Genomic DNA, 21351 nt, shown 5'->3' with positions numbered 1-21351 from the left:
CTTAATTTAAAACATATAAAATGAGTAAGATTATAGGAATAGATTTGGGTACTACCAACTCCTGTGTTTCCGTAATGGAAGGTAATGAGCCAGTAGTAATTCCGAATGCAGAAGGAAAAAGAACTACACCATCTGTCATCGCTTTTGTTGATGGTGGTGAAATTAAAGTTGGTGACCCGGCAAAAAGACAAGCGGTAACCAATCCTCATAAAACCATTTATTCTATTAAAAGGTTTATGGGTAATAAATATTCAGAATCTAGTAAAGAGGCTGAAAGAGTACCTTATAACGTAGTAAAAGGAGATAACGATACACCAAGAGTAGATATTGATGGTCGTTTATATTCTCCACAAGAATTATCAGCTATGATTCTTCAAAAAATGAAGAAAACTGCTGAAGATTATTTAGGACAAGAAGTTTCTCGTGCGGTAATAACCGTACCAGCATATTTTAATGATGCGCAAAGACAAGCTACTAAAGAAGCTGGTGAAATTGCAGGTTTAACTGTAGAGCGTATTATTAACGAGCCAACGTCTGCTTCTTTAGCATACGGTATGGACAAAAAAGATACAGATCAAAAAATCGTTGTTTTTGACTTTGGTGGTGGTACGCATGATGTATCTATCTTAGAGTTAGGTGACGGTGTTTTTGAAGTATTGGCTACTGATGGTGATACACACTTAGGTGGTGATGATGTTGATCAAAAAATTATTGATTGGTTAGCTGAAGAGTTCAAATCTGAAGAAGATATGGACCTTAGAAAAGATGCAATGGCGTTACAACGTTTACGTGAAGCTGCTGAAAAAGCGAAGATTGAATTATCATCTTCTGCACAGACAGAGATTAACTTACCATACGTTACTGCAACTGCTTCTGGGCCTAAACACTTAGTAAGAACTTTGACAAGATCTAAGTTTGAGCAATTAATTGCTGATTTGGTAAAAAGAACAATTGAGCCATGTGAGACTGCTATGAAAGCAGCAGGACTTTCTAAGAGCGATATTGATGAGATTATCTTAGTTGGTGGTTCTACTAGAATACCTGCAGTACAAGAAGCTGTTGAGAAGTTCTTTGGTAAGAAACCTTCTAAAGGTGTAAACCCAGATGAGGTTGTTGCAATTGGTGCAGCAATACAAGGTGGTGTTTTAACCGGTGATGTAAAAGATGTATTGTTATTAGATGTTACTCCACTTTCATTAGGTATTGAAACTATGGGTAGTGTAATGACTAAGTTGATAGAGGCCAATACAACTATACCGACTAAAAAGTCTCAGGTATTTTCTACTGCTGCTGATAACCAACCTTCGGTTGAGATTCACGTATTGCAAGGAGAAAGACCAATGGCTAACGATAACAAAACAATTGGTAGATTCCACTTAGATGGTATTCCACCAGCAAAAAGAGGTACTCCACAAATTGAAGTAACTTTTGATATCGATGCTAACGGTATAATTAAAGTATCTGCAACTGATAAGGCTACGAACAAAACTCAGGATATTCGTATTGAAGCTTCTTCTGGTTTAACTGAAGAAGAAATCAAGAAGATGAAAGCAGAAGCAGAAGCTAATGCTGAATCTGATAAAAAAGCGAAAGAGACTGCTGACAAGTTGAATGAAGCGGACGGAATGATTTTCCAAACTGAATCTCAACTTACTGAATTTGGCGATAAATTATCTGATGATAAGAAAAAGCCAATTGAAGATGCTTTAGCAGAATTGAAAGCGGCATATGAAACTAAAGATTTGGCTGTTATAACACCGGCTTTAGATAAAATCAATGAAGCTTGGAAAGTTGCATCTGAAGAAATGTACAAGGCGCAAGCTGATGCTCAAGGTGCTCCACAAGGAGAACCAAATGCTGACGGTGGTGCTTCTGAAGGTGATAACGTTGAAGACGTAGATTTCGAAGAAGTTAAATAATATAGCTTTAAATGGTTATAAAAAAGGGACGGTATTTACCGTCCCTTTTTACTTTTATAGGATATTCTTTTATGCCTATTATTAATAAAGTAATTTTGTAGTATGGTTAAGAAACGACACTTTCTGTTTTTATCGGTTTTTATTGCAGCTTTCTCTATAGTCAGTGGTCAAGAAATTCAAATCTTTACACTAGATGATTTTGATTTAAAAGGGGATGTGAAATTTTGCTTGGTAAGTACGGATTATGGTAAAGAGGAATACGACTTTAATAAGAACGGATTACTAACCAAATCTGTTACCAGGTATAATGAGGCAGATTATGATGTGGTTTATTATAAATACAGCAATAGCGAACTTTTAGAGAAGAGAGCGGAATCTTACAGAAACAATACTTTTGACCCAAGCACGTCTATAGCCCACTTTTATGAAATTGATTCTACTGATAATTTAAAAATACAAGAGCGTATTTTTTCATATGATAAAGAGTTTTTAGATCAATACATATATGGTTATGATGAGTATGGAGATTTAGCCAGTATTGAGAGAACCAATAATGATGGTATAGACATAACCCAGGTAGAACATAAAAAGTTTAAAGGCGAGAATACGGTTACTTATCTATTGAATGAAGAACCTTTAAAATCTATTCGTACATCAACTTTAAAACCAATAAATAAACCAGCTCAAAGAATTGTTTTGACCAAAGAGTATTTAAATGGTGAAGAAAGCAATGCTTTTGAAGAAGTGTTTAGTATGGATGGTAAATTAATGGCACAACAAGAGTTTGAATATAATTCTGAGTTGAAAAAATTTGAGCCAACTACACGTACTAGTTATGAATATGATGAAAAAGGTATGCTAGTTACTGAAACGGCTAAAAGAGGTGCCGGTATAATAAAGAAAGAATATATCTATCAATACGATAATTCAGAGGTAGGCAATTGGATCAAGCAAATTGTTACGCCAGACAATACTTATACTACTAGAAAAATCACGTATTATACAGCTGATAAAGAAGTTGTTGAAGAGTAAGGTTTATTTATTATTATTTAACCATTCTTCTCGTAAAAGACCATAGCAACATGTGTTTCTTTTAAAACCATCTAATAAGTATACATCTTTTCTAAGAATACCCTCTAAGGTGCATCCTAATTTTTCTACTGCTTTTCTTGATGCCGTATTTCTTTCATCTACACGAAACTCAACCTTCTCAAAGTCCATAGTAGTAAAAGCATATGTTAGCATCAATTTTTTCATTTGTGTATTTAGGCCTGTGCCCTGAAATTCGCGACCGATCCATGTAGAACCAATATGGAGTACTTTATTTTTTCTGTTGATATGCATAAAACGTGTAGAACCTGCAAAAGTACTATGTTCTCTATCATAAATAATAAAAGGGATACTTGTGCCTGCTGCTAATTGCTGTAAAGCTATTTCTACATAATTTTTTAAACTGTTTGGTGTTTCAATATCAGTAGGAGAATATTGAACTAATTTTTCCTGCGATGCAATAGGAATCAGCTTTTCGTAATTTGCTAAGGTTAACGCACTTAATATTACCCGTTCATTTTCTAGAGTTGGAGTGTTGTTCATTCTGCCAGTTGATTTATAATTTGTTTTTTAACCTTATGTCCACCATCAAAAGTGATATGTTGAATAGTATCCCCAAAAAGAATTTTAAGTTTATTATTCTCTTCTTTTAATTTATTTGGTGTTAAGTATTCATCTTTATTTCCAATGATAGAAATGACTTCACTGTTACCATTTAAGTGGCTGAAGTCTGATGTTTTTAATTCTTTTGGGATACCGCCGGCATAAAGAATCAATTTGGAACATGGCATTTTGGAATATGCTAAATACCTAAGAGCTATTGAAATACCCTGTGAAAATCCGAAGAAAAAAATCTTACAATTTGATGGGAGCTTTTCGTTTTCTAAAACAGCATCTAAATAATGATAAAGATTTTCAGTTTCAAGTGCCGTATTTTCTTTCGTTAACCAGCTTGCGCCTACATGCTTATATTCATTTTTTAAATAATATTTGGAAGGAGCCTGTGGCGCAATTATGTAATTTTCGTTCTTGGGCAGTTCGTTAAAATACTTTAAGAAGAATCTACTCAAGAACCCAATGCCATGAAAAACGATCCAAACTTGCTTTGTGTCGCTATTCAATTCATTTAGTGTTTCGTAGGTGTTCGTAGTCTTATAAGTAACATTTTTTATTTGGTTCTTCATGAATCGATCATTACTGTTATGCTTTTCTGTTGGTAATGTAATGCTTAATTTTACAAAAAAAAGGATGAACGACTACAAAGAAAAAATTCTAAAGATTTGTAACGAATCTTCTAAAGATACTTTAATGGAAACTTTAGAAATTGAATACATAGATGTAGGAGAAGATTTCTTGTTGGCTAAAATGCCTGTTACCCCAAAAGTACATCAGCCAGACGGGGTTTTACATGGTGGTGCAACTGCTGCGTTGGCGGAGAGTGTAGGTAGTGCTGCGTCTTATGTTTTTTTAGATGGTAATAAGTATTTTGTTAGAGGTTTAGAGATTTCTGCAAATCACGTTAAAAGTGTAAAAGAAGGATTTGTTTATGCTAAAGCCAGTATCTTACATAAAGGTAGAACTACACAATTATGGGAGATTAGAGTAACTAATGAGGATGATCAATTGGTCTCTCTTTGTAAATTAACTACTATAGCCTTACCTAGAAAGTAGCATGGTGAAAGAACTTTTTAATCGAGCTAAAGATTGCTTGGAAGACCAATTGCCGTTTGTTTTATATAGCAAACCTAATGAAACCGATTTGGTGGGTGTTTTTCAAAACGACGATGCTGTTCATAAGGTTAAAGATTTCTCTGAAACCGGATTCGTTTTTGCTCCTTTCGATTTGAATTCAGATGCTATATTATTGAAAATGGATGCTGTAGAAAAGGTTCCGTTGAATTTAAGTACTGAGGTTCAGGTCAATGGAAAAAGTATACCAGAAAACGATGCTGCAGAAAAGGAAAGATATCTTAAGTTGATATCTAAAGCTATTGGCAATATTGATCAAGGCGATTTCAATAAGGTAGTATTGTCAAGGAAAATAGAAGTTGATTATCATGAAGATTACTTTGAAGTGTATCAACGAATTCTTCAAGTGTATAAAAAAGCCTTTTGTTACTTCTGGTACCACCCAAAAATAGGAACTTGGATGGGTGCTACACCTGAAATTTTGGTAAAAAGTAATGGCTCTCAATTTACAACAATGTCTTTGGCAGGTACTCAGAATTCAATTGGTGATAGTGAGCCTATTTGGAAGGAAAAGGAGTCAAATGAGCAGCAATTGGTTACAGATTATATTTTTGATTCCTTAAAAGACAAAGTTGTTTCTTTAAATAGTTCTGAGAGAGAGTCTGTAAAGGCAGGTCAGCTATGGCACCTTCGCACAGAAATGAAAGGTACTTTTGCTCCTGATAAATTTGGTGATATATTAAAAGCACTGCACCCAACCCCGGCAGTATGTGGTAGTCCTTTAAAAAATGCAAAGAAGTTTATTCTAAAAAATGAATTGTATGAACGTACCTTTTATACCGGATTTTTGGGTGAATTGAACACAAAATCAGAATTGTCAAGAAATAGAAACCGCCGTAACCAAGAGAACAGTGCTTATAGAAGTGTAATGAAAACTTCAGAGCTTTTTGTAAATCTTCGTTGTATGCAAATGTTTAAAGATAAAGCTGAGATTTATGTAGGTGGTGGAATTACTGGTGATTCTATACCTGAAAAAGAATGGGAAGAAACAGCTTTAAAAAGTAATACCATGTTTCGTGTTCTGGGCGGTAAATAGATACTTAACTTTTGGGTAATGACCCGCTTTGGTCGTATTTTTGAACTACATGAAATACTCCGCTATACCTACCGCACAATCTATTGTTCAACATTGCCAGGCAAAGCATATTTCTAATGTTGTAATATCGCCGGGATCAAGAAATGCACCGCTCACTATTGCCTTTGCTGAAAACCCTTATTTTACGTGTTATAGTATAGTCGATGAGCGTTGTGCAGCTTTTTTTGCCTTAGGTATGGCACAACAATTAAAAGAGCCTGTTGTAATTTTATGTACATCTGGTAGTGCTCTTTTAAATTATTATCCTGCAGTTGCAGAGGCGTATTTTAGTAATATTCCGTTATTGATTATTTCTGCGGATAGACCGGTTTATAAGTTAGGAATAGGGGACGGACAAACTATAAATCAGCAAAATGTATTTGAAAATCATATAAGATATTCAGCTAATTTAAAACAAGATGTTAGCCACTCTACATCTAAGGTCTTGCAATATAGACCAGAGTGGGTTTCTGAAAAAGAGATAAGCCAAGTTCAGCAAGAAGTTCAGAATTACAATGATGCCGAATTAAACCTGGCTTTAGAAATTGCGCTGACTACCAATACTCCCGTACACATAAATGCCCCTTTTGAAGAACCTTTGTATGATACACTTTCAGAACCTTCAATAGCTCCTCAGATAAGTGCTATACCTACAGAGGTGGAAGATGTGATTAGTTTAGAAGAGCATAAACACATATGGAATACTTCTACCCGTAAAATGGTTTTAGTTGGGGTAAATACGCCAAATATTATTACAGATATATTGCTAGAGAAATTAGCTAATGATCCAAGTGTTTTGGTGTTGACAGAAACAACATCAAACATACATCATTCTAATTTTTTCAATAGTATAGATTCTTTAGTTGCGCCTATTGAAATGCATGCCGACAGAGAATTGGAATTTGAAAAACTAAGACCAGAGGTGCTTATCACTTTTGGCGGACTCATTGTTTCAAAGAAAGTAAAAGCATTTTTAAGACATCATACACCAAAATACCATTGGCATGTTGACGGCCAATTTGCAAACGATACTTTTTTCTGTTTAGAAGAGCATATTAAAGTTCCTGTGCATGATTTTTTTAATGAAATGTATTCAAATGGCACTATTGTAAAAAGTGATTATTTTGCTCATTGGAATTTGGTAAAACAGAATTATGAGTTAAAAAGAGACACATATTTAAAAGAAATACCGTTTACCGATTTTTTAGCTTTTGAGCATATTTTAGAGGCTATACCTAATGGCTATATGCTACAATTAGCTAATAGTTCTACTATCAGATATACACAGTTATTCAATGTCAACCCTACCCTTAAGGTATTTTGTAATAGAGGCACAAGTGGTATAGATGGTAGTACATCTACAGCAATAGGTGCATCTATAGCAAGTAGTTCGCCAACACTTTTTATTACAGGGGATTTGAGCTTTTTTTATGACAGTAATGCCTTGTGGAATAGCTATTTAAAGTCTAATTTTAGAATTATAGTAATCAATAATAATGGCGGTGGAATTTTCAGAATACTTCCGGGAAAGGAGAATTCTGAGGTTTTTGAAACGTATTTTGAGACAAGACATTCCTTGTCTGCAGAACATCTTAGTGCTATGTACGGCTTTGATTATAGTACAGCAAAATCATCAGCAGAACTGCGTGATGAATTGAGTAGTTTTTTCAAAGTATCTAGTCGTCCGCAATTACTGGAAATTACTACGCCTACATTAAAAAACGATAAAATTTTGATTGATTATTTTCGTTTCATATCTTAGTGGTGTATTAACCATTAATTATAACACATTTAACATGAGTAAAAGAGACGATTTAATCGAAAAGTATGCTGCTGATATCAAAGATAAATTTGGTGAAAATGCAGATATGGACTTGCTTAAAAAAGTAACAGTTGGTCTTGGACCATCTATTTACAACATTGATGCTTCTAAAGTATCAGGTAGTGATCAAAAAGAATTGGACACTGTAAAGAACAATTACTTGATCAAGAAGTTAGGTCTTCCTGATAATGCTAAATTAGATGAGGCTATTGCAACTGTTATGGACAAATATGGTTCATCTAACAGAAATAAGCATAGAGCTGTTATCTATTACAAGCTTTGTCAACATTTCAAAAAAGAATCTGTTTACGATAAATAGTCAGATGATAAATAAATTAGAGACCGTTGCCTTTTTGGTAACGGTCTTTTTTTTACGCTAAATTTTAAATATTTAAAATGTAATTTTGCAGCATGATAGAATTAGGACGTATAAACAACCTTGAAATTTTAAGAGACACTAGTGTAGGTCTTTTTTTGGGAGATGAAGAAGGAAATGATGTATTGTTACCAAATAAATATGTACCCACAACTTATGAAATAGGTGAGAAAATAAAAGTTTTCTGTTACTTGGATTATGATGAAAGACCTGTTGCAACTACTTTAGAGCCAGACATTATGTTAGGTGAGTTTAGATTATTGCAAGTGGCTGAGGTTAATGAATTTGGCGCATTTATGCAGTGGGGGCTTGAAAAACATCTTTTAGTACCATTTCGTGAGCAAAGGGTTAAGATGAAAGAAGGGCAATGGTACGTAGTACATTGTTATTTAGATGATCGTTCCGGTAGATTGGTAGCATCAAATAAATTAGATAAATTTTTGAGTAATGATACCGTAGAACTTAAAGAATGGGAAAAGGTAGATTTGGTAGTTACTAGGCAAACCGATTTAGGATGGGAGGTCATTGTAAATGAAAAACATAAAGGTCTAGTTTATTTTAACGAGGTGTTTAAACCAATTAATATTGGTGATGTTATACCTGGTTGTATTAAGACCATAAGAAAAGATAATAAATTAGATATTTCGCTACAGCCCTTAGGTGCAAAAGTATTGGAGCCTGCTGCCAAAAAAATATATGAAGTTCTTGTTGAAAGTGGTGGTTTTTTAGGCTTACATGATAAATCTGCACCAGAGGAAATTAGAGATGTTTTTCAAATGAGTAAAAAGACATTTAAAAAAGGTCTAGGCACACTGTATAGAGAACGCAAGATAAAAATAGAATCTGATGGTATTACTCTTGCAGATGATTAAATGTTATGTAGGAAAATTCTCTGATATTTGATTTTCAACAGAATATCTTAAATAAACGTCGAGTTTTTTGTAATACCTTACAATTAATTTTATTTTTGTTGTAAATAAAAAGTTATTAACAATTTTTAGCTTACATTTAAGTTTTAAGCTTAAAAATTACCCCTGTATTTATGCCTTTTATAGAAGAGAGTGATTTACTAGAATTACATAAAGATGTCGATAAAGCTCAGATTATTAATGAGCGTTTATTAGATCAAATTAAGTTCAAGAACAAGGAGCTAAAAAAGAGTAAGATTCAGCGGAATGTCTTGGCAGGTATTACAGGACTTTTTTTAATAGGCGGTTTGGCGTTTACGTCATTTACGGCAGGTTTATCAAGTTCCGGAGGCTTTAATAGAAAAACTTCTAACGATTTGGTTTTGACTTCTATAGATAGTGTAGATGCTATTAGAACGCGATTAGAAAACTTAAAGGAACAAAACGAAGAATTAAGTTTGGTTAAGGAGTTTTACTTAGCTAAAGAGTTTTTACAGAAAGAAAAAATATATTCCGTTCAGGTAAAATCATTCGTAGATAATAACGTGACTTTGGCTTCTGAAGCTTTGACCAATACACTTTTTGTCAAAACAAACCCTTTTTATTCTTACTCACTTGGTAATTTTGAGACTTTAGAAGAAGCTCAGTCTTTTAGAAAACAATTAGTTGATATTGGTTTCGGTGATGCTTTTGTAGCTTCTTATCAAGACGGTAAAAGAATTCAAATAGAAGATCCGTTTTAGTGATTAAAGTTAAAGCTTGGCTCAACGCAGCAAGACTTAGAACGCTTCCATTATCAATTTCAGGTATATTAGTTGGTACTGCTTTGGCAGCTTATCATGGAGTAACCAATACCACTATTTTTATTTTGGCAATCTTAACCACCATAGGGTTACAAGTAACTTCTAATTTTGCCAATGATTATGGTGACGGTGTAAAAGGTACGGATGGGGATGATAGGTTAGGACCTAAGCGAGCACTTCAAAGCGGACTTTTAACCGCATCACAATTAAAATCAGGTATTTATATTAGTATTGTCATAAATGCAATTCTCATTGTGTCTTTAATTGTGACTTCATTCGGTTTAGATAATATTTTATATCCTATTCTTTTTTTATTGTTGGGGGCTTTTGCAATTTGGGCGGCAATTAAATATACAGTTGGTAAATCTGCTTATGGTTATAACGGTCTAGGTGATATTTTTGTTTTCATTTTCTTTGGGCTTGTAAGTGTTTTGGGCTCAATGTTTTTGTACCTAAAGGCTATTTCGTTTATGACAGTGTTACCGGCAGCTTCTATTGGTCTGCTAAGTGTTGGTGTGCTTAACCTCAATAATATGAGAGATATTAAATCTGATGCTGCTGTGGGTAAAAATACCATGGTGGTTAAAATGGGTTTGACGAAAGCAAAAAAGTATCACTATTCATTATTAATTATTTCGTTTTTATGCCTGTTTTGTTTTTTGCTTACAACAAATGGATCACAATTACGTTATGTATGTCTTGTAGGCTACCTTTTGGTATTTATACATTTAAGAAAAGTAGCACGTACTACAAATGAAGCTGAACTAGATCCAGAGCTTAAAAAATTGGCTTTAAGTACCTTTTTTATCGCCCTGTTGTTTTTTATTAGTTATTATTATTTTTTGTAATTTTGAGTATAACCCACAAACCAATTTAAACCTTGGAACAACCCATAAAAATTCTAATTGTTGAGGATAATGTGATCATCGCCGATGATATGCAATCTATGCTAGAGGAAATAGGATATGAAATAGTTGATAACGTAATTGTTTACGAACAAGCTGTAGAAGTTTTAAAAACCCAACAGGTAGATTTAGTTTTAATTGACATCATTTTAGCGTCTGATAAAACGGGTATTGATTTGGGTAAGCATATTAGGGAAAATTATGATATTCCATTCATTTTTGTAACCTCTAACTCTGACCGTGCAACAGTTGAAAATGCAAAAACCGTAAAGCCAAATGGTTACCTGGTTAAACCATTTGAGCAACAAGATTTATATACTTCTATAGAAATTGCTTTATCTAACTTTATTTATGGTAAACAAGCTGCTGCCAGCAATGGAGCTGCACCTACTGCAAGTACAGAAGATGTAGCAATGTCCAATTCAATTTTAAAGGACTCAATTTTTGTTAAAAAGCAGCACCTTTATTATAGAATACAATTTGGAGATATTCAATTTATAAAAGCGGATAACGTGTATTTAGAGGTAAATACAGTTGACAAAAAGTTTTTGGTACGTTCGCCATTAAAAGATTATTTAGAGAAGTTACCACAGAATAAATTTTACAGGGCTCATAAATCTTACATTGTAAATGTAGATCATATTGATGCCATCAATTCTAAAGATATTATGATCAATAATACATTGATTCCTATTTCTAAAGATTTTAAAGAATTTATAATTTCGGCTATGAATTCTTAGTACGAGTAATAATGTAAAAAAAACACCTTTTTAAGGTGTTTTTTTTTGGACTTATCTCAGATGAAAGGTCTTTATTCATCGTTAAAATGTATATTTTTATCGGTGAAATGCACTATTTTAGAGCTTAAATACGTTTCACAACAATAATTAGGGGTTACACAACAATTAATCTCCTTAGCTATGTGATCTTTTTAATTTTGAAGTATTAGAAGTTGTAGAATTTTTAGGCTAGAAATTAATATTATATCTAGAATTCACAACAATTTCAAATAAATTAATAGAAAGTACGTAGAACACGCTTTTTGAGCTTAGGTTATTTGATAAACTTATAACGATGGCTCACAACAAAAATTTAGTAGAACAGACTATAAGTTTTAAGTTTGATTTTGCTTTTATTGAGATATGAAAAAACAGATTATTTTGAGATTAATGTGCACTTTGGTTTTAAGTGTATTTACGTGCTTTGTATTTGCACAGGAAAATATTGAATCTCAGAATGAAGATTACTACAAGCAGTTTCAGGATTTAGAGAACGGTGAATTGCGTTCTTTTTTCTTTTTTAATACTCCAAATCGATATAATCAGAATTCTCCGTACGATTGGTTAGATACTGTGAAGGTTTACTTGAACAGTTCTGAAAAAACTAAAGATTCCATTTCAATTCGTAATTATCAACTTATAGAATCTCAAATTTATTATGATTTGGGTAACTATGAGAAAAGTTTAGCAATAGCAAGACCGTTATATGATGATTTGTTAAAATTAGATCTTGAGTCTAAAAAGACAATTTTAAGCATATTGGATAGTAATTACAAAATGCTTGAATTGTATGACAAGCAAATTGAAATTAGAAGGGTTAAGCGTGAATTAGGTTTCACTGATAATGTAGCTTTTTATGATATTTATGCAAGTTTAGGTCAGTATAGAAAGGCTATGCGCGATTACATGACCGAAGAAAAGAAAGTACTTAAAGACGATGATTACTACGGTCAGGCTATTTATAATAATACGATAGGTGATTATCTAAGATTAGATAAATCAACAGCTACAGCGTTAAGTTACTATAAGAAAGCAGAAGGATTAATAAAGGTATTTTTAAGTGATGTCACCAATGAGCATTCTGATAAAGAAATTGCTGACGGAAGAATTCTTAACGGATTGATAATAGGTAACATTGGTAAAAGTCATGTTCAATTAAGTGAGTATGAAAAGGCTATTCCTTTTTTAGAGGAAAGTAGAGAGATTATTAAGAAGTACAATAAAAGTAAATTTTCTTCAGATATTATAGAGAACACATTGGCTCTTGCCGAATGTTATTTAAAGTTAGATGATTATGCTAAAGCAACAGATTATTTAACTGATGACCTTAACCCTATAAAGTCAGATAATATTTTAAAGCGTAATAGAATTTATGCGGATTATTACTTTAAAACAGGAGATTTCAAAAACTCTACGGTATACCTTAAGAAGAACATAAGAATTAGAGATTCTATTGATGCCTTGGCATCTAACATAAAAAATCAACAATTAACTTCTGTTGTTGCACAAGATTTAGAGAACTCTAGAAAAATGGTGGATCAACAAAAAGCTCAGTTAGAGGAATCTAGAAAAGATATTAAGGCAAGAGATGATAAAATTAGCTTGGTGTTTGTATCCTTGATTTTTACACTTATAGGTTTTGCCGGTTTAGTATATGCGTATTTAAAGAGTATTAAAAACCAACGTTTAATTGCCGAGCAGAAATTTATTATTGAAAATTCATTAGTAGAGAAAGATTCATTACTTAAAGAGATACATCATAGGGTTAAAAATAACCTGCAAATGGTATCTAGTTTGTTAAGTCTACAAACTAAAAATACTAGAAGTAAAGCTGCTATTGCTGCGTTAGAAGAAGGTAAGAGTAGGGTGAAGGCTATGGCTTTAATACATCAAAAATTGTATCAAAATGATGATTTGTCAGTAATTGAGATGCAGGGCTATATTGAAAGTTTAATTAATAGTATTCAGTCTGTTTATAAAAAAGGTGGACATAATATTAATATTACTATTGATGCAGAAGGTGTAGAATTGGATATTGATAGAGCAATACCATTTGGTCTTATATTGAACGAGTTGGTTTCTAATTCATTTAAATATGCATTCCCGAACGATGATAGCGACGGAAAGATATATATTCATTTGCGTAAAATAGCTGGTCAAGAAGGCTTTTTTGAATATACTGATAATGGTGTTGGTTTGCCAGAAGATTCAGATGAAAGAGCAAGCTCCTCAATGGGTATTCGTTTAATGAGTAGATTGGCAAATCAGCTTCAAACTTCATTGAATACAGATAAGACCCAAGAAGGCGTACGTTTCTGGTTTAATTTTAAATAAGCTTAACGAACCTTACTTTTCATAACCACTTTATGTAAAAGTTTAGGGAAGAATCTTTTGAGGTAAATACCAAATTTTTCTTTTCCGCCTATGTAAGTTTCAAAACGTTTCTTTTTAATTGCAGAGATTATTTTTTGTGCACATTCGTTAACTGGCATTCCATTTTCTGTGGCATTGTCTTCTTTTTGTAAAGCAGAGCCATCACCAGTTAATGCATTTTTAGCCACATTGGTTTGTATAAAGCCAGGGCAAATTATAGAAACGTTGATATTATCTTTTTCATGCTCCATTCGTAATGCATCAAAGAAGCCATGTAAGGCATGTTTTGCCCCACAATAGCCAGAACGATAAGGAGATGAAAATTTACCCATTAAACTAGTTACGGTAACGAAATGACCACTTTTTTGAGCTATAAAATAGGGTAGTATATGTTTAGTTAGTTTTATAGCACCCAGGTAATTAACGTCTATCATCTGTTGATAGACTTCAAATTTTGTATCAATTATGAGTGAACGCTGACTCAGTCCGCCATTATTGATTAATATGTCAATCTTACCATATATTTTAAAAGCCTTTTGGGTTATGATTTCTAAAGAATCAAATTCAGTTAAATCTAAAGGCAGAATAGAAACACTATTAGGAAACTTACATTTATTTTTAACTTCTAAAAGTACAGCTTCCCTTCTTGCTGAGAGTATAACTTTAGCGCCAAGCTCGTTTAATTGATATGCCAATGCTTCACCAATTCCCGAAGAAGCTCCTGTTACCCAAACTACCTTATTGTTTATGCTATCCATTCTGTCGTATTTAAACTCAAAATATAGTTAAATTTGAATGATAATATGAAGGCAACATTTAAAAAGTATCTTTTAAACTTTAAAAACCCTAGTGGAACTTCTAGGGGAATTTTACGAACCAAAGAAACATGGTTCTTGTTTTTAGAAGAAGAAGGGAAATGGGGTATTGGTGAATGCGGACTTTTTAGAGGACTTAGTTTTGATGATGTGCCTAATTATGAAGAAAAGTGTAATTGGGTAGCGGAAAATATTAATTTAGGAGAAACTGAATTATTGACAAGGTTAAAAGAGTTTCCTAGTATACAATTTGGGTTGGAACAGGCTTTTTTATCCTTAAGGTCTACAAATCCTTTTCAGCTCTTTGATTCTGCTTTTTTAAAAAATAATAAACCAATTTCTATTAATGGTTTGGTTTGGATGGGTGATAAGGAGTTTATGCATCAACAAATAGAAGAAAAACTAGCGCTTGGTTTTTCTTGTATTAAAATGAAAATTGGCGCAATAGATTTCAATACAGAAATTGCCTTGTTAAAATCAATTAGAGAACGCTATTCAAGAGAAGATATTGAATTAAGAGTTGATGCTAATGGAGCATTCTCTCCGCAAGAAGCTTTGTCTAAGTTAGAGGTTTTATCAAAGCTGCATTTACACTCTATTGAACAACCTATTAAACAAGGGCAATGGGAAGAAATGCAGAAATTGTGCAAAACTACACCGTTACCAATAGCTTTAGATGAGGAATTAATTGGTGTGGTAGATGTAACAAAGAAGCAAGAGTTGCTACAAACTATACAACCACAATATATCATTTTAAAACCAAGTTTGGTAGGTGGATTTTCAGGTAGTAATGAATGGATTTCTATTGCTGAACAAAATAATATAGGTTGGTGGGTCACGAGTGCGTTAGAAAGTAATATTGGATTAAATGCCATTGCTCAATGGACGGCAACTTTAAATAATAAAATGCCACAAGGTTTGGGCACTGGGTCTTTATTTACAAATAATATAGATAGTCCGTTAGAAGTAGATAATGGAGGCTTGTTTTACGACAGCACTAAAAAATGGAATAAAAATTTAATTGAAAGTTTATGTATATAGAACAGGGGTATAAAGGAGATATCGGTTTATGGAAATATTTGATAATTCCTGGATGCTTTATTGGTTTAATGGTTATGAATTATATAGCTATAGTGTTCTCGCCTGTTAGTGTAGAGGATAGTATGGCTGGAATGATTGATAAATTAGGGTCTAATTTGGTCTTAATTATTTTATTGGCACCATTGGCTTTAGGGTTGTTGTTGGTGTTAGGTTGGTCTAAATTGGTGCATGCGCAAAGTATTACTTCTTTGACAACAGCTAGAAAAAAAATAGATTGGAAAAGGGTAGGTTTTGCCTTTGCGGTATGGGGTTTACTTACGGTAGTATTGACTATGGTAGGTATTTATTTGTCTCCAGAGGATTATGAATTTAATTTTAAATTGAAACCCTTCTTGTATTTAGCATTAATAGGTGTTTTGCTTATTCCTTTACAAACAAGTTTTGAAGAGTATCTGTTTAGAGGTCATATGATGCAAGGTATAGGGCTTGCCGTAAAGAACCGATGGGTGCCTTTAGTTGTAACCTCTGTTTTATTTGGATTAATGCATTTAGGTAACCCAGAAGTTGAAAAGTTAGGATACGGTATAATGATCTATTATATAGGTACAGGTTTTTTCTTAGGAATAATAACCCTTATGGATGATGGTTTGGAATTGGCATTAGGTTTTCACGCGGCTAATAATTTAATCAGTGCTTTGTTACTAACTGCAGATTGGACAGCCTTTCAGACAAATTCAATTTATAGAGATGTTTCTGATCCTGTTTTGGGCTATGACGTTTTGGTTCCGGTTTTTATAATTTTTCCTATTTTATTATTCTTGTTTTCTAAAAAGTACGGTTGGTCAAATTGGAAGAACAAACTTTTTGGAAAAGTACTGTCTAGAGAAGAGTTTTTTTTGATTGAAAGTAAAACTGATGGCTAGTTATAACCCGCATCATGCTTTTCGAGTAAACGGTCGGTTAACGTCTGGTGAAAATCTTTTTGAAATTAGCTATAGCCTTATTAAAGAAGGTGAGGAGTTTGAAAAGCATATAGGTGAATTTCTTTTAGATTGGATAGATGGATCTTCAACTATTTCAGTAAAGACTTCTGGTTCTACAGGAACTCCTAAAACCATTGTCTTAAAGAAAGAGCATATGGTAAATAGCGCTTTAGCGACAGGTAGCTATTTTGATTTAGCTCCTGAATCTTCAGCCTTGTTATGCTTGCCTGCAACGTATATTGCAGGTAAAATGATGTTGGTTAGGGCTATGGTATTAGGTTTAAATATTTATTTTGTGCCACCAACATCAAATCCGTTAGAAGATACAAACAGGTCTTTTGATTTTGGAGCTATGGTTCCTATGCAGGTAAAGAACTCTTTACCAAATTTGCATCAAGTTAAAAAGCTCATTATTGGCGGAGCTCCTATTTCTGCATCATTAAGAGAAGATTTGAAAAATGTGTCTAACGCTAGTTATGAAACATATGGTATGACGGAGACTATTACCCACATTGCTATAAATCCGTTAAATACAGGAACAGGGTTTGAATCATCTTTTTCAATTTTACCAGATGTAAAAATTTCAGTAGATGAAAGAAACTGTTTAGTAATCAATGCTCCTAAGATTTCAGATGAAACTGTAGTTACCAATGATGTTGTTGAATTGGTTTCGGAAAAAGAATTTAAATGGCTTGGTAGAATTGATAATGTTATAAATTCTGGTGGAGTTAAGTTGCATCCTGAGCATATAGAGAAAGTGCTTTCTAAGTATTTAAATATTCCCTTCTTTGTAATCGGTGTTGAAGATGAAGAGTTAGGACAGAAAGTTGTTTTGGTAGTTGAGAATACCTCTAAAAGTGATATTCATAAAACCTTGGATAAAATATTAGAATTCAAAAAATTTGAGAAACCTAAAGCCATTATGGTTTCTAAAGAATTTAAACGGACTGAAAGTGGTAAAGTGCAGCGACAAAAAACCATGTCCTTACTGTAGTCATAACTTCCCTAGCTCAAAGCCATACTTTACTCATTTTTCATTTTTATAGCATTTCTTTCTTTATAGGTTTATTGTTCAAACTTTAAACCAATTATAATGAAAAATGCAATTTTCCTATTTTTTCTGTTCTATAGTATGCTGTTGTCTTCTCAACAAGTTAAAATTAGTGGTATTGTTTCTGATCATGCAGGGTACCCTATGCCTGGTGTAAATGTTATGGAAAAAGGAACGACCAATGGTACACAAACAGATTTTGATGGACATTATGCTATAATAGTATCAGAAGGTGCTGAATTAGCATTTTCATATATAGGTTGTAAGAATCTAACTGTAAAGATCAGGGAATCAGTAGTTGTTAATGTTTCACTTGAAGAAGATCATGAAGCTCTTGAAGAGGTTGTGGTCGTAGGTTACGCAACTTCTAAACGTTCTTTCTTAACAGGTTCGGTGACAAGAGTCAGAGGTAATCGAACTAGAAAACGAAACTCTCAAAATAATATGAATAGCCTATTGCAAGGTAAGATAAGTGGTGTCGCAATAAGTGGAGCAATTCCCCAAGAAAAGAAGGAAAAGCACAAAAAGGTAACAACCCCTCTGTATATTGTTGATGGTGTTCCTATTAAAAAGCAATATAATTCAATTGTTCAAAACTTAAAAAGTGAAAATATTGATAGTAGAAAAAAACTTAAAGCTTCTGAAGCAAAGAGTTTGTATGGAGCTGATGCCAGGTATGGATGTATTGTAATACAAACCGTAAAAGGAAATTATGTAATTGAAGAAGATGAGAATTATGCTCAAATTACTGAAAATCAATTTCAGAATGTTAACGTAAATCCGCTATCTACTTTTTCCATAGATGTCGACAAAGCGGCATACAGTAATATTAGAAGATTCATAAATAATGGAAAGGCGGTTCCTATAGATGCCGTTAAGATTGAAGAAATGATTAATTACTTCGATTATGATTATCCGCAACCAACAGCAGAGCATCCTTTTTCTGTTAACACAGAGGTAGCACAAACTCCTTGGAATGTTGATACTAAGTTGGTACGTATTGGTTTGCAGGGAAAAGAGTATTTAAATGAAGAGCTGCCAGCTTCTAATCTAACTTTTCTTATAGATGTTTCTGGTTCAATGTCGGCAGGTAATAAATTACCACTACTAAAATCCGCATTTAAACTATTAGTAAATCAATTAAGAGAAAAAGATAGGGTTTCTATTGTTGTTTATGCCGGGGCAGCCGGTGTTGTGTTGGAACCTACATCTGGTAATAATAAAGAGAAAATCATGAGTGCACTAAATAACTTAGAGGCTGGCGGTTCTACAGCTGGTGGAGAAGGAATTCAATTAGCGTATAAACTGGCAGAAAAGAATTTTAAAAAAAATGGTAATAATAGAGTGATATTGGCAACAGATGGGGATTTTAACGTTGGGCTGTCTAGCGATAAAGACATGGAAGATTTGATTACTGAAAAACGAGAATCTGGAGTGTTTCTTTCTGTGCTAGGTTTCGGAATGGGTAATTATTTGGATTCTAAGTTGGAAACTTTGGCAGATAAAGGAAACGGAAATCATGGCTACATAGATACTATGCAAGAAGCTCAGAAGTTATTTGGTAAGGAGTTCGGTGGTACTTTGTTTACCATTGCAAAAGACGTAAAGCTGCAGGTAGAGTTTAATCCAGCAAAAGTAAAATCTTATCGACTAATTGGTTACGAGAATAGATTATTGGCAGATGAAGATTTTATTGATGATACCAAAGATGCAGGGGAATTAGGCAGCGGACATAAGGTAACCGCTTTGTATGAAATAGTGGAAACAGGGGTTGAATCAGTATATGATAAAAAAACACCAGAATTAAAGTATACTAATACTACTAGTAATAATGCTTTTTCTGATGAGTTGTTTACTGTTAAATTCAGATATAAAAAACCTGATGGTAAAAAGAGTATAGAATTGGTTCATGTGCAAAATTCAAATTTTCAAGAAATGACAAAAGATTTTCAATTTGCCACAGCCGTTGCTTTGTTCGGTCAGCAATTACGAAACTCTGCATTTATAAATAAAACATCTTATAAAAATATTATTGAATTGGCAGAGAACGGTAGAGGTGACGATAAAAATGGATATAGAGCAGAATTTATCAGGTTGGTTAAAAGCGTTAATGAGAAATTGGTAACTGACAACTATTGATATTAAATAGATTGTAAAAATCATTTGATTTTTGGGGAATAGTTTATTTCTAATGTTTGTTATTTTGTATTTTCAGTGCTTAAACCAAACAACACTCATGAAAAAACTATTCCTTTTTGTATGCTTAATTTTTATAGGTAAAATTAGCGCCCAACAAATCTTAAATGAAAAAGAAAGAGCACAGGTAATTGATGAAATTTTAGACGATCGTTTCAATAATCTGCTACCTGAACTTATGGATGCCGCTGACCTTGATATGTGGGTGGTGATATCAAGGGAATACAATGAGGATCCGGTTATTAAAACAATGCTTCCGGCTACTTGGTTGAACGCTCGCAGAAGAACTATTCTTTTGTTCTATAGAGATAAGGCGAAGAATACGATTGAAAAGTTGGCTGTTGCCCGTTATAATGTAGGTAAAAATATTGTATCTGCTTGGGACAAGGAAAAAGTGCCTAACCAATGGACTAGGTTGATGCAATTGATATCTGAAAGAGATCCTAAGAAAATTGGACTAAATTATTCTACAGATCACAATATTGCCGATGGATTAGTTAAAACAGACTATGAAGAGTTTATGGCTAATTTACCTAAGAAATACACTTCAAAAGTTACTTCTGCGGAACAACTTGCTGTTCGTTGGATTGAAACAAGATCGGAACGTGAAATGGTTATCTACAATCAATTAGTAGATATTACTCATGATATTATTGCAGAGGCTTTTTCTGAAAAAGTAATTACTCCTGGAGTAACTAGAACCTCTGATGTGGTATGGTGGATGAGACAAAAAGTAACCGATTTAGGATTGGAAACTTGGTTTCACCCAACTATAGATGTTCAAAGAAGTGAGAAGGGTGAAAAAAGTGAGTTTTATTCTTTTTCAAATAAGCCAGACGATATGGTGATTCTACCAGGAGATTTAGTGCATTGCGATTTCGGAATTACATACTTACGCCTAAATACCGATTGTCAAGAATTGGCATATGTTTTAAAGCCAGAAGAAACTGCTGCTCCAGATTTTTTAATTCATGGATTAAAAGAGGGGAATAAACTACAAGATTTTCTGACCAGTAATATGGTTAAAGACAGGTCTGGTAATGATATTCTAGCAAAATCATTAAAGGAAGCTAAAGCAGCCGGCTTAAGACCTTCAATTTATACACACCCATTAGGTTTATATGGTCACTCGGCTGGTACTACAATTGGTATGTGGGATTCTCAAGGCGGAGTTATGCGTGACGACGGTGAAAACTATGGATTAAATCCTAATACTGTTTATGCTATTGAATTAAATACTACCATCAACATACCGGAATGGAATAGAGATATTCGTATTATGCTTGAAGAAGCAGGTTTTTACGGTGAAGATGGCTTTAGGTATGTGGGAGGAAGGCAAACGGAGCTTTTATTGATTCCTAGAGTGAAAGGACATCAGGGTTATTAATTTTCTATTTGTAAGATTATTAATTAAAGATGTAATAAAAATCTTATTTATTTTTTTAGGCACTAGGTTTAATGTGCTGTTATTCATATATTTAAGAATATATTAACAGTTATTAAATA

The 21351-nt window shown here is 33.3% G+C and carries 19 protein-coding genes; 16 read left to right on the top strand and 3 right to left on the bottom strand.

The features are described from left to right. The first annotated feature begins 20 nt into the window (after window positions 1-20). Together dnaK and PXD56_RS14085 are read left to right on the top strand one after the other, a co-directional pair. Window positions 21-1919 carry a molecular chaperone DnaK gene (dnaK, locus tag PXD56_RS14090; protein ID WP_276493980.1) on the top strand — a complete coding sequence of 633 codons (1899 nt, stop codon included), beginning with the start codon at window positions 21-23 and terminating at the stop codon, window positions 1917-1919. 102 nt (window positions 1920-2021) lie between these two features. Continuing rightward, window positions 2022-2951: a hypothetical protein gene (locus PXD56_RS14085; protein WP_276493979.1), complete on the top strand. Its 930-nt coding sequence runs from the start codon at window positions 2022-2024 to the stop codon at window positions 2949-2951. A gap of 3 nt (window positions 2952-2954) precedes the next feature. Here the strand turns inward: PXD56_RS14085 and PXD56_RS14080 are convergent, their stop codons facing one another. Both PXD56_RS14080 and PXD56_RS14075 read right to left on the bottom strand, forming a co-directional pair. Next, window positions 2955-3512, bottom strand: coding sequence for a GNAT family N-acetyltransferase (locus PXD56_RS14080; RefSeq protein WP_276493978.1), 558 nt, complete (start codon window positions 3510-3512; stop codon window positions 2955-2957). Further along, window positions 3509-4153, bottom strand: coding sequence for an alpha/beta hydrolase (locus PXD56_RS14075; protein WP_276493977.1), 645 nt, complete (start codon window positions 4151-4153; stop codon window positions 3509-3511). The genes PXD56_RS14080 and PXD56_RS14075 overlap by 4 nt, the downstream gene beginning before the upstream one ends. 64 nt (window positions 4154-4217) lie before the next feature. Here PXD56_RS14075 and PXD56_RS14070 point away from each other — a divergent pair, with 64 nt between their 5' ends. The 9 genes from PXD56_RS14070 to PXD56_RS14030 all read left to right on the top strand — a co-directional run bounded on the left by PXD56_RS14070 (window position 4218) and on the right by PXD56_RS14030 (window position 13720). Then, window positions 4218-4640 carry a PaaI family thioesterase gene (locus tag PXD56_RS14070; protein WP_276494138.1) on the top strand — a complete coding sequence of 141 codons (423 nt, stop codon included), beginning with the start codon at window positions 4218-4220 and terminating at the stop codon, window positions 4638-4640. A 1-nt stretch (window position 4641) separates the two neighbouring features. Next, the gene (locus PXD56_RS14065) at window positions 4642-5754 is read left to right on the top strand and encodes a chorismate-binding protein (RefSeq protein ID WP_276493976.1); all 1113 of its coding nucleotides are present in this window, start codon (window positions 4642-4644) and stop codon (window positions 5752-5754) included. Window positions 5755-5803: 49 nt separating this feature from the next. Continuing rightward, the gene (gene menD, locus PXD56_RS14060) at window positions 5804-7555 is read left to right on the top strand and encodes a 2-succinyl-5-enolpyruvyl-6-hydroxy-3-cyclohexene-1-carboxylic-acid synthase (protein ID WP_276493975.1); all 1752 of its coding nucleotides are present in this window, start codon (window positions 5804-5806) and stop codon (window positions 7553-7555) included. Window positions 7556-7589: 34 nt separating this feature from the next. Then, a complete protein-coding gene (locus tag PXD56_RS14055) occupies window positions 7590-7934 on the top strand; it encodes a DUF2853 family protein (protein WP_133673696.1) in 345 nt (114 codons plus the stop codon). Between the two features lie 92 nt (window positions 7935-8026). Further along, window positions 8027-8863 carry a CvfB family protein gene (locus PXD56_RS14050; RefSeq protein ID WP_276493974.1) on the top strand — a complete coding sequence of 279 codons (837 nt, stop codon included), beginning with the start codon at window positions 8027-8029 and terminating at the stop codon, window positions 8861-8863. A gap of 170 nt (window positions 8864-9033) precedes the next feature. Beyond that, window positions 9034-9642 carry an SPOR domain-containing protein gene (locus PXD56_RS14045; protein WP_276493973.1) on the top strand — a complete coding sequence of 203 codons (609 nt, stop codon included), beginning with the start codon at window positions 9034-9036 and terminating at the stop codon, window positions 9640-9642. Next, window positions 9642-10550, top strand: a complete 909-nt coding sequence (gene menA / locus PXD56_RS14040) for a 1,4-dihydroxy-2-naphthoate octaprenyltransferase (RefSeq protein ID WP_276493972.1) — start codon at window positions 9642-9644, stop codon at window positions 10548-10550. The genes PXD56_RS14045 and menA overlap by 1 nt, the downstream gene beginning before the upstream one ends. A gap of 32 nt (window positions 10551-10582) precedes the next feature. After that, complete coding sequence (locus tag PXD56_RS14035; RefSeq protein WP_276493971.1) at window positions 10583-11347, top strand: LytR/AlgR family response regulator transcription factor; 765 nt, start codon at window positions 10583-10585, stop codon at window positions 11345-11347. 402 nt (window positions 11348-11749) lie between these two features. Next, window positions 11750-13720 carry a sensor histidine kinase gene (locus PXD56_RS14030; protein ID WP_276493970.1) on the top strand — a complete coding sequence of 657 codons (1971 nt, stop codon included), beginning with the start codon at window positions 11750-11752 and terminating at the stop codon, window positions 13718-13720. A 2-nt stretch (window positions 13721-13722) separates the two neighbouring features. On the opposite strand, the gene PXD56_RS14025 is transcribed toward PXD56_RS14030, so the two are convergent. Further along, a complete protein-coding gene (locus PXD56_RS14025; protein WP_276493969.1) occupies window positions 13723-14517 on the bottom strand; it encodes an SDR family oxidoreductase in 795 nt (264 codons plus the stop codon). 45 nt (window positions 14518-14562) lie between these two features. Between PXD56_RS14025 and PXD56_RS14020 the strand changes: the two genes are divergently transcribed. The 5 genes from PXD56_RS14020 to PXD56_RS14000 all read left to right on the top strand — a co-directional run bounded on the left by PXD56_RS14020 (window position 14563) and on the right by PXD56_RS14000 (window position 21232). Continuing rightward, window positions 14563-15615: an o-succinylbenzoate synthase gene (locus tag PXD56_RS14020; protein WP_276493968.1), complete on the top strand. Its 1053-nt coding sequence runs from the start codon at window positions 14563-14565 to the stop codon at window positions 15613-15615. Continuing rightward, window positions 15606-16538, top strand: a complete 933-nt coding sequence (locus PXD56_RS14015; protein ID WP_276493967.1) for a CPBP family intramembrane glutamic endopeptidase — start codon at window positions 15606-15608, stop codon at window positions 16536-16538. Before PXD56_RS14020 ends, PXD56_RS14015 begins: the two co-directional genes overlap by 10 nt. After that, complete coding sequence (locus PXD56_RS14010) at window positions 16531-17592, top strand: AMP-binding protein (protein ID WP_276493966.1); 1062 nt, start codon at window positions 16531-16533, stop codon at window positions 17590-17592. The genes PXD56_RS14015 and PXD56_RS14010 overlap by 8 nt, the downstream gene beginning before the upstream one ends. A 99-nt stretch (window positions 17593-17691) precedes the next feature. After that, window positions 17692-19788 (top strand): YfbK domain-containing protein, encoded by a 2097-nt coding sequence (locus tag PXD56_RS14005; RefSeq protein ID WP_276493965.1) that lies wholly within the window; start codon window positions 17692-17694, stop codon window positions 19786-19788. 97 nt (window positions 19789-19885) lie between these two features. Next, complete coding sequence (locus PXD56_RS14000; RefSeq protein ID WP_276493964.1) at window positions 19886-21232, top strand: M24 family metallopeptidase; 1347 nt, start codon at window positions 19886-19888, stop codon at window positions 21230-21232. Window positions 21233-21351: the final 119 nt, after the last annotated feature.

It is taken from the genome of Maribacter zhoushanensis (assembly GCF_029350975.1).
Taxonomy (GTDB): Bacteria; Bacteroidota; Bacteroidia; order Flavobacteriales; family Flavobacteriaceae; genus Maribacter; species Maribacter zhoushanensis.
This window is presented reverse-complemented; position numbering and strand designations above follow the sequence as displayed.

Bases quoted from the DNA above. Each gene is read 5' to 3' on its own strand.
- dnaK (WP_276493980.1), top strand. From the start codon at position 21: ATGAGTAAGATTATAGGAATAGATTTGGGTACTACCAACTCCTGTGTT.
- PXD56_RS14085 (WP_276493979.1), top strand. From the start codon at position 2,022: ATGGTTAAGAAACGACACTTTCTGTTTTTATCGGTTTTTATTGCAGCT.
- PXD56_RS14080 (WP_276493978.1), bottom strand. From the start codon at position 3,512: ATGAACAACACTCCAACTCTAGAAAATGAACGGGTAATATTAAGTGCG.
- PXD56_RS14075 (WP_276493977.1), bottom strand. From the start codon at position 4,153: ATGAAGAACCAAATAAAAAATGTTACTTATAAGACTACGAACACCTAC.
- PXD56_RS14070 (WP_276494138.1), top strand. From the start codon at position 4,218: ATGAACGACTACAAAGAAAAAATTCTAAAGATTTGTAACGAATCTTCT.
- PXD56_RS14065 (WP_276493976.1), top strand. From the start codon at position 4,642: ATGGTGAAAGAACTTTTTAATCGAGCTAAAGATTGCTTGGAAGACCAA.
- menD (WP_276493975.1), top strand. From the start codon at position 5,804: ATGAAATACTCCGCTATACCTACCGCACAATCTATTGTTCAACATTGC.
- PXD56_RS14055 (WP_133673696.1), top strand. From the start codon at position 7,590: ATGAGTAAAAGAGACGATTTAATCGAAAAGTATGCTGCTGATATCAAA.
- PXD56_RS14050 (WP_276493974.1), top strand. From the start codon at position 8,027: ATGATAGAATTAGGACGTATAAACAACCTTGAAATTTTAAGAGACACT.
- PXD56_RS14045 (WP_276493973.1), top strand. From the start codon at position 9,034: ATGCCTTTTATAGAAGAGAGTGATTTACTAGAATTACATAAAGATGTC.
- PXD56_RS14030 (WP_276493970.1), top strand. From the start codon at position 11,750: ATGAAAAAACAGATTATTTTGAGATTAATGTGCACTTTGGTTTTAAGT.
- PXD56_RS14025 (WP_276493969.1), bottom strand. From the start codon at position 14,517: ATGGATAGCATAAACAATAAGGTAGTTTGGGTAACAGGAGCTTCTTCG.
- PXD56_RS14020 (WP_276493968.1), top strand. From the start codon at position 14,563: ATGAAGGCAACATTTAAAAAGTATCTTTTAAACTTTAAAAACCCTAGT.
- PXD56_RS14015 (WP_276493967.1), top strand. From the start codon at position 15,606: ATGTATATAGAACAGGGGTATAAAGGAGATATCGGTTTATGGAAATAT.
- PXD56_RS14010 (WP_276493966.1), top strand. From the start codon at position 16,531: ATGGCTAGTTATAACCCGCATCATGCTTTTCGAGTAAACGGTCGGTTA.
- PXD56_RS14005 (WP_276493965.1), top strand. From the start codon at position 17,692: ATGAAAAATGCAATTTTCCTATTTTTTCTGTTCTATAGTATGCTGTTG.
- PXD56_RS14000 (WP_276493964.1), top strand. From the start codon at position 19,886: ATGAAAAAACTATTCCTTTTTGTATGCTTAATTTTTATAGGTAAAATT.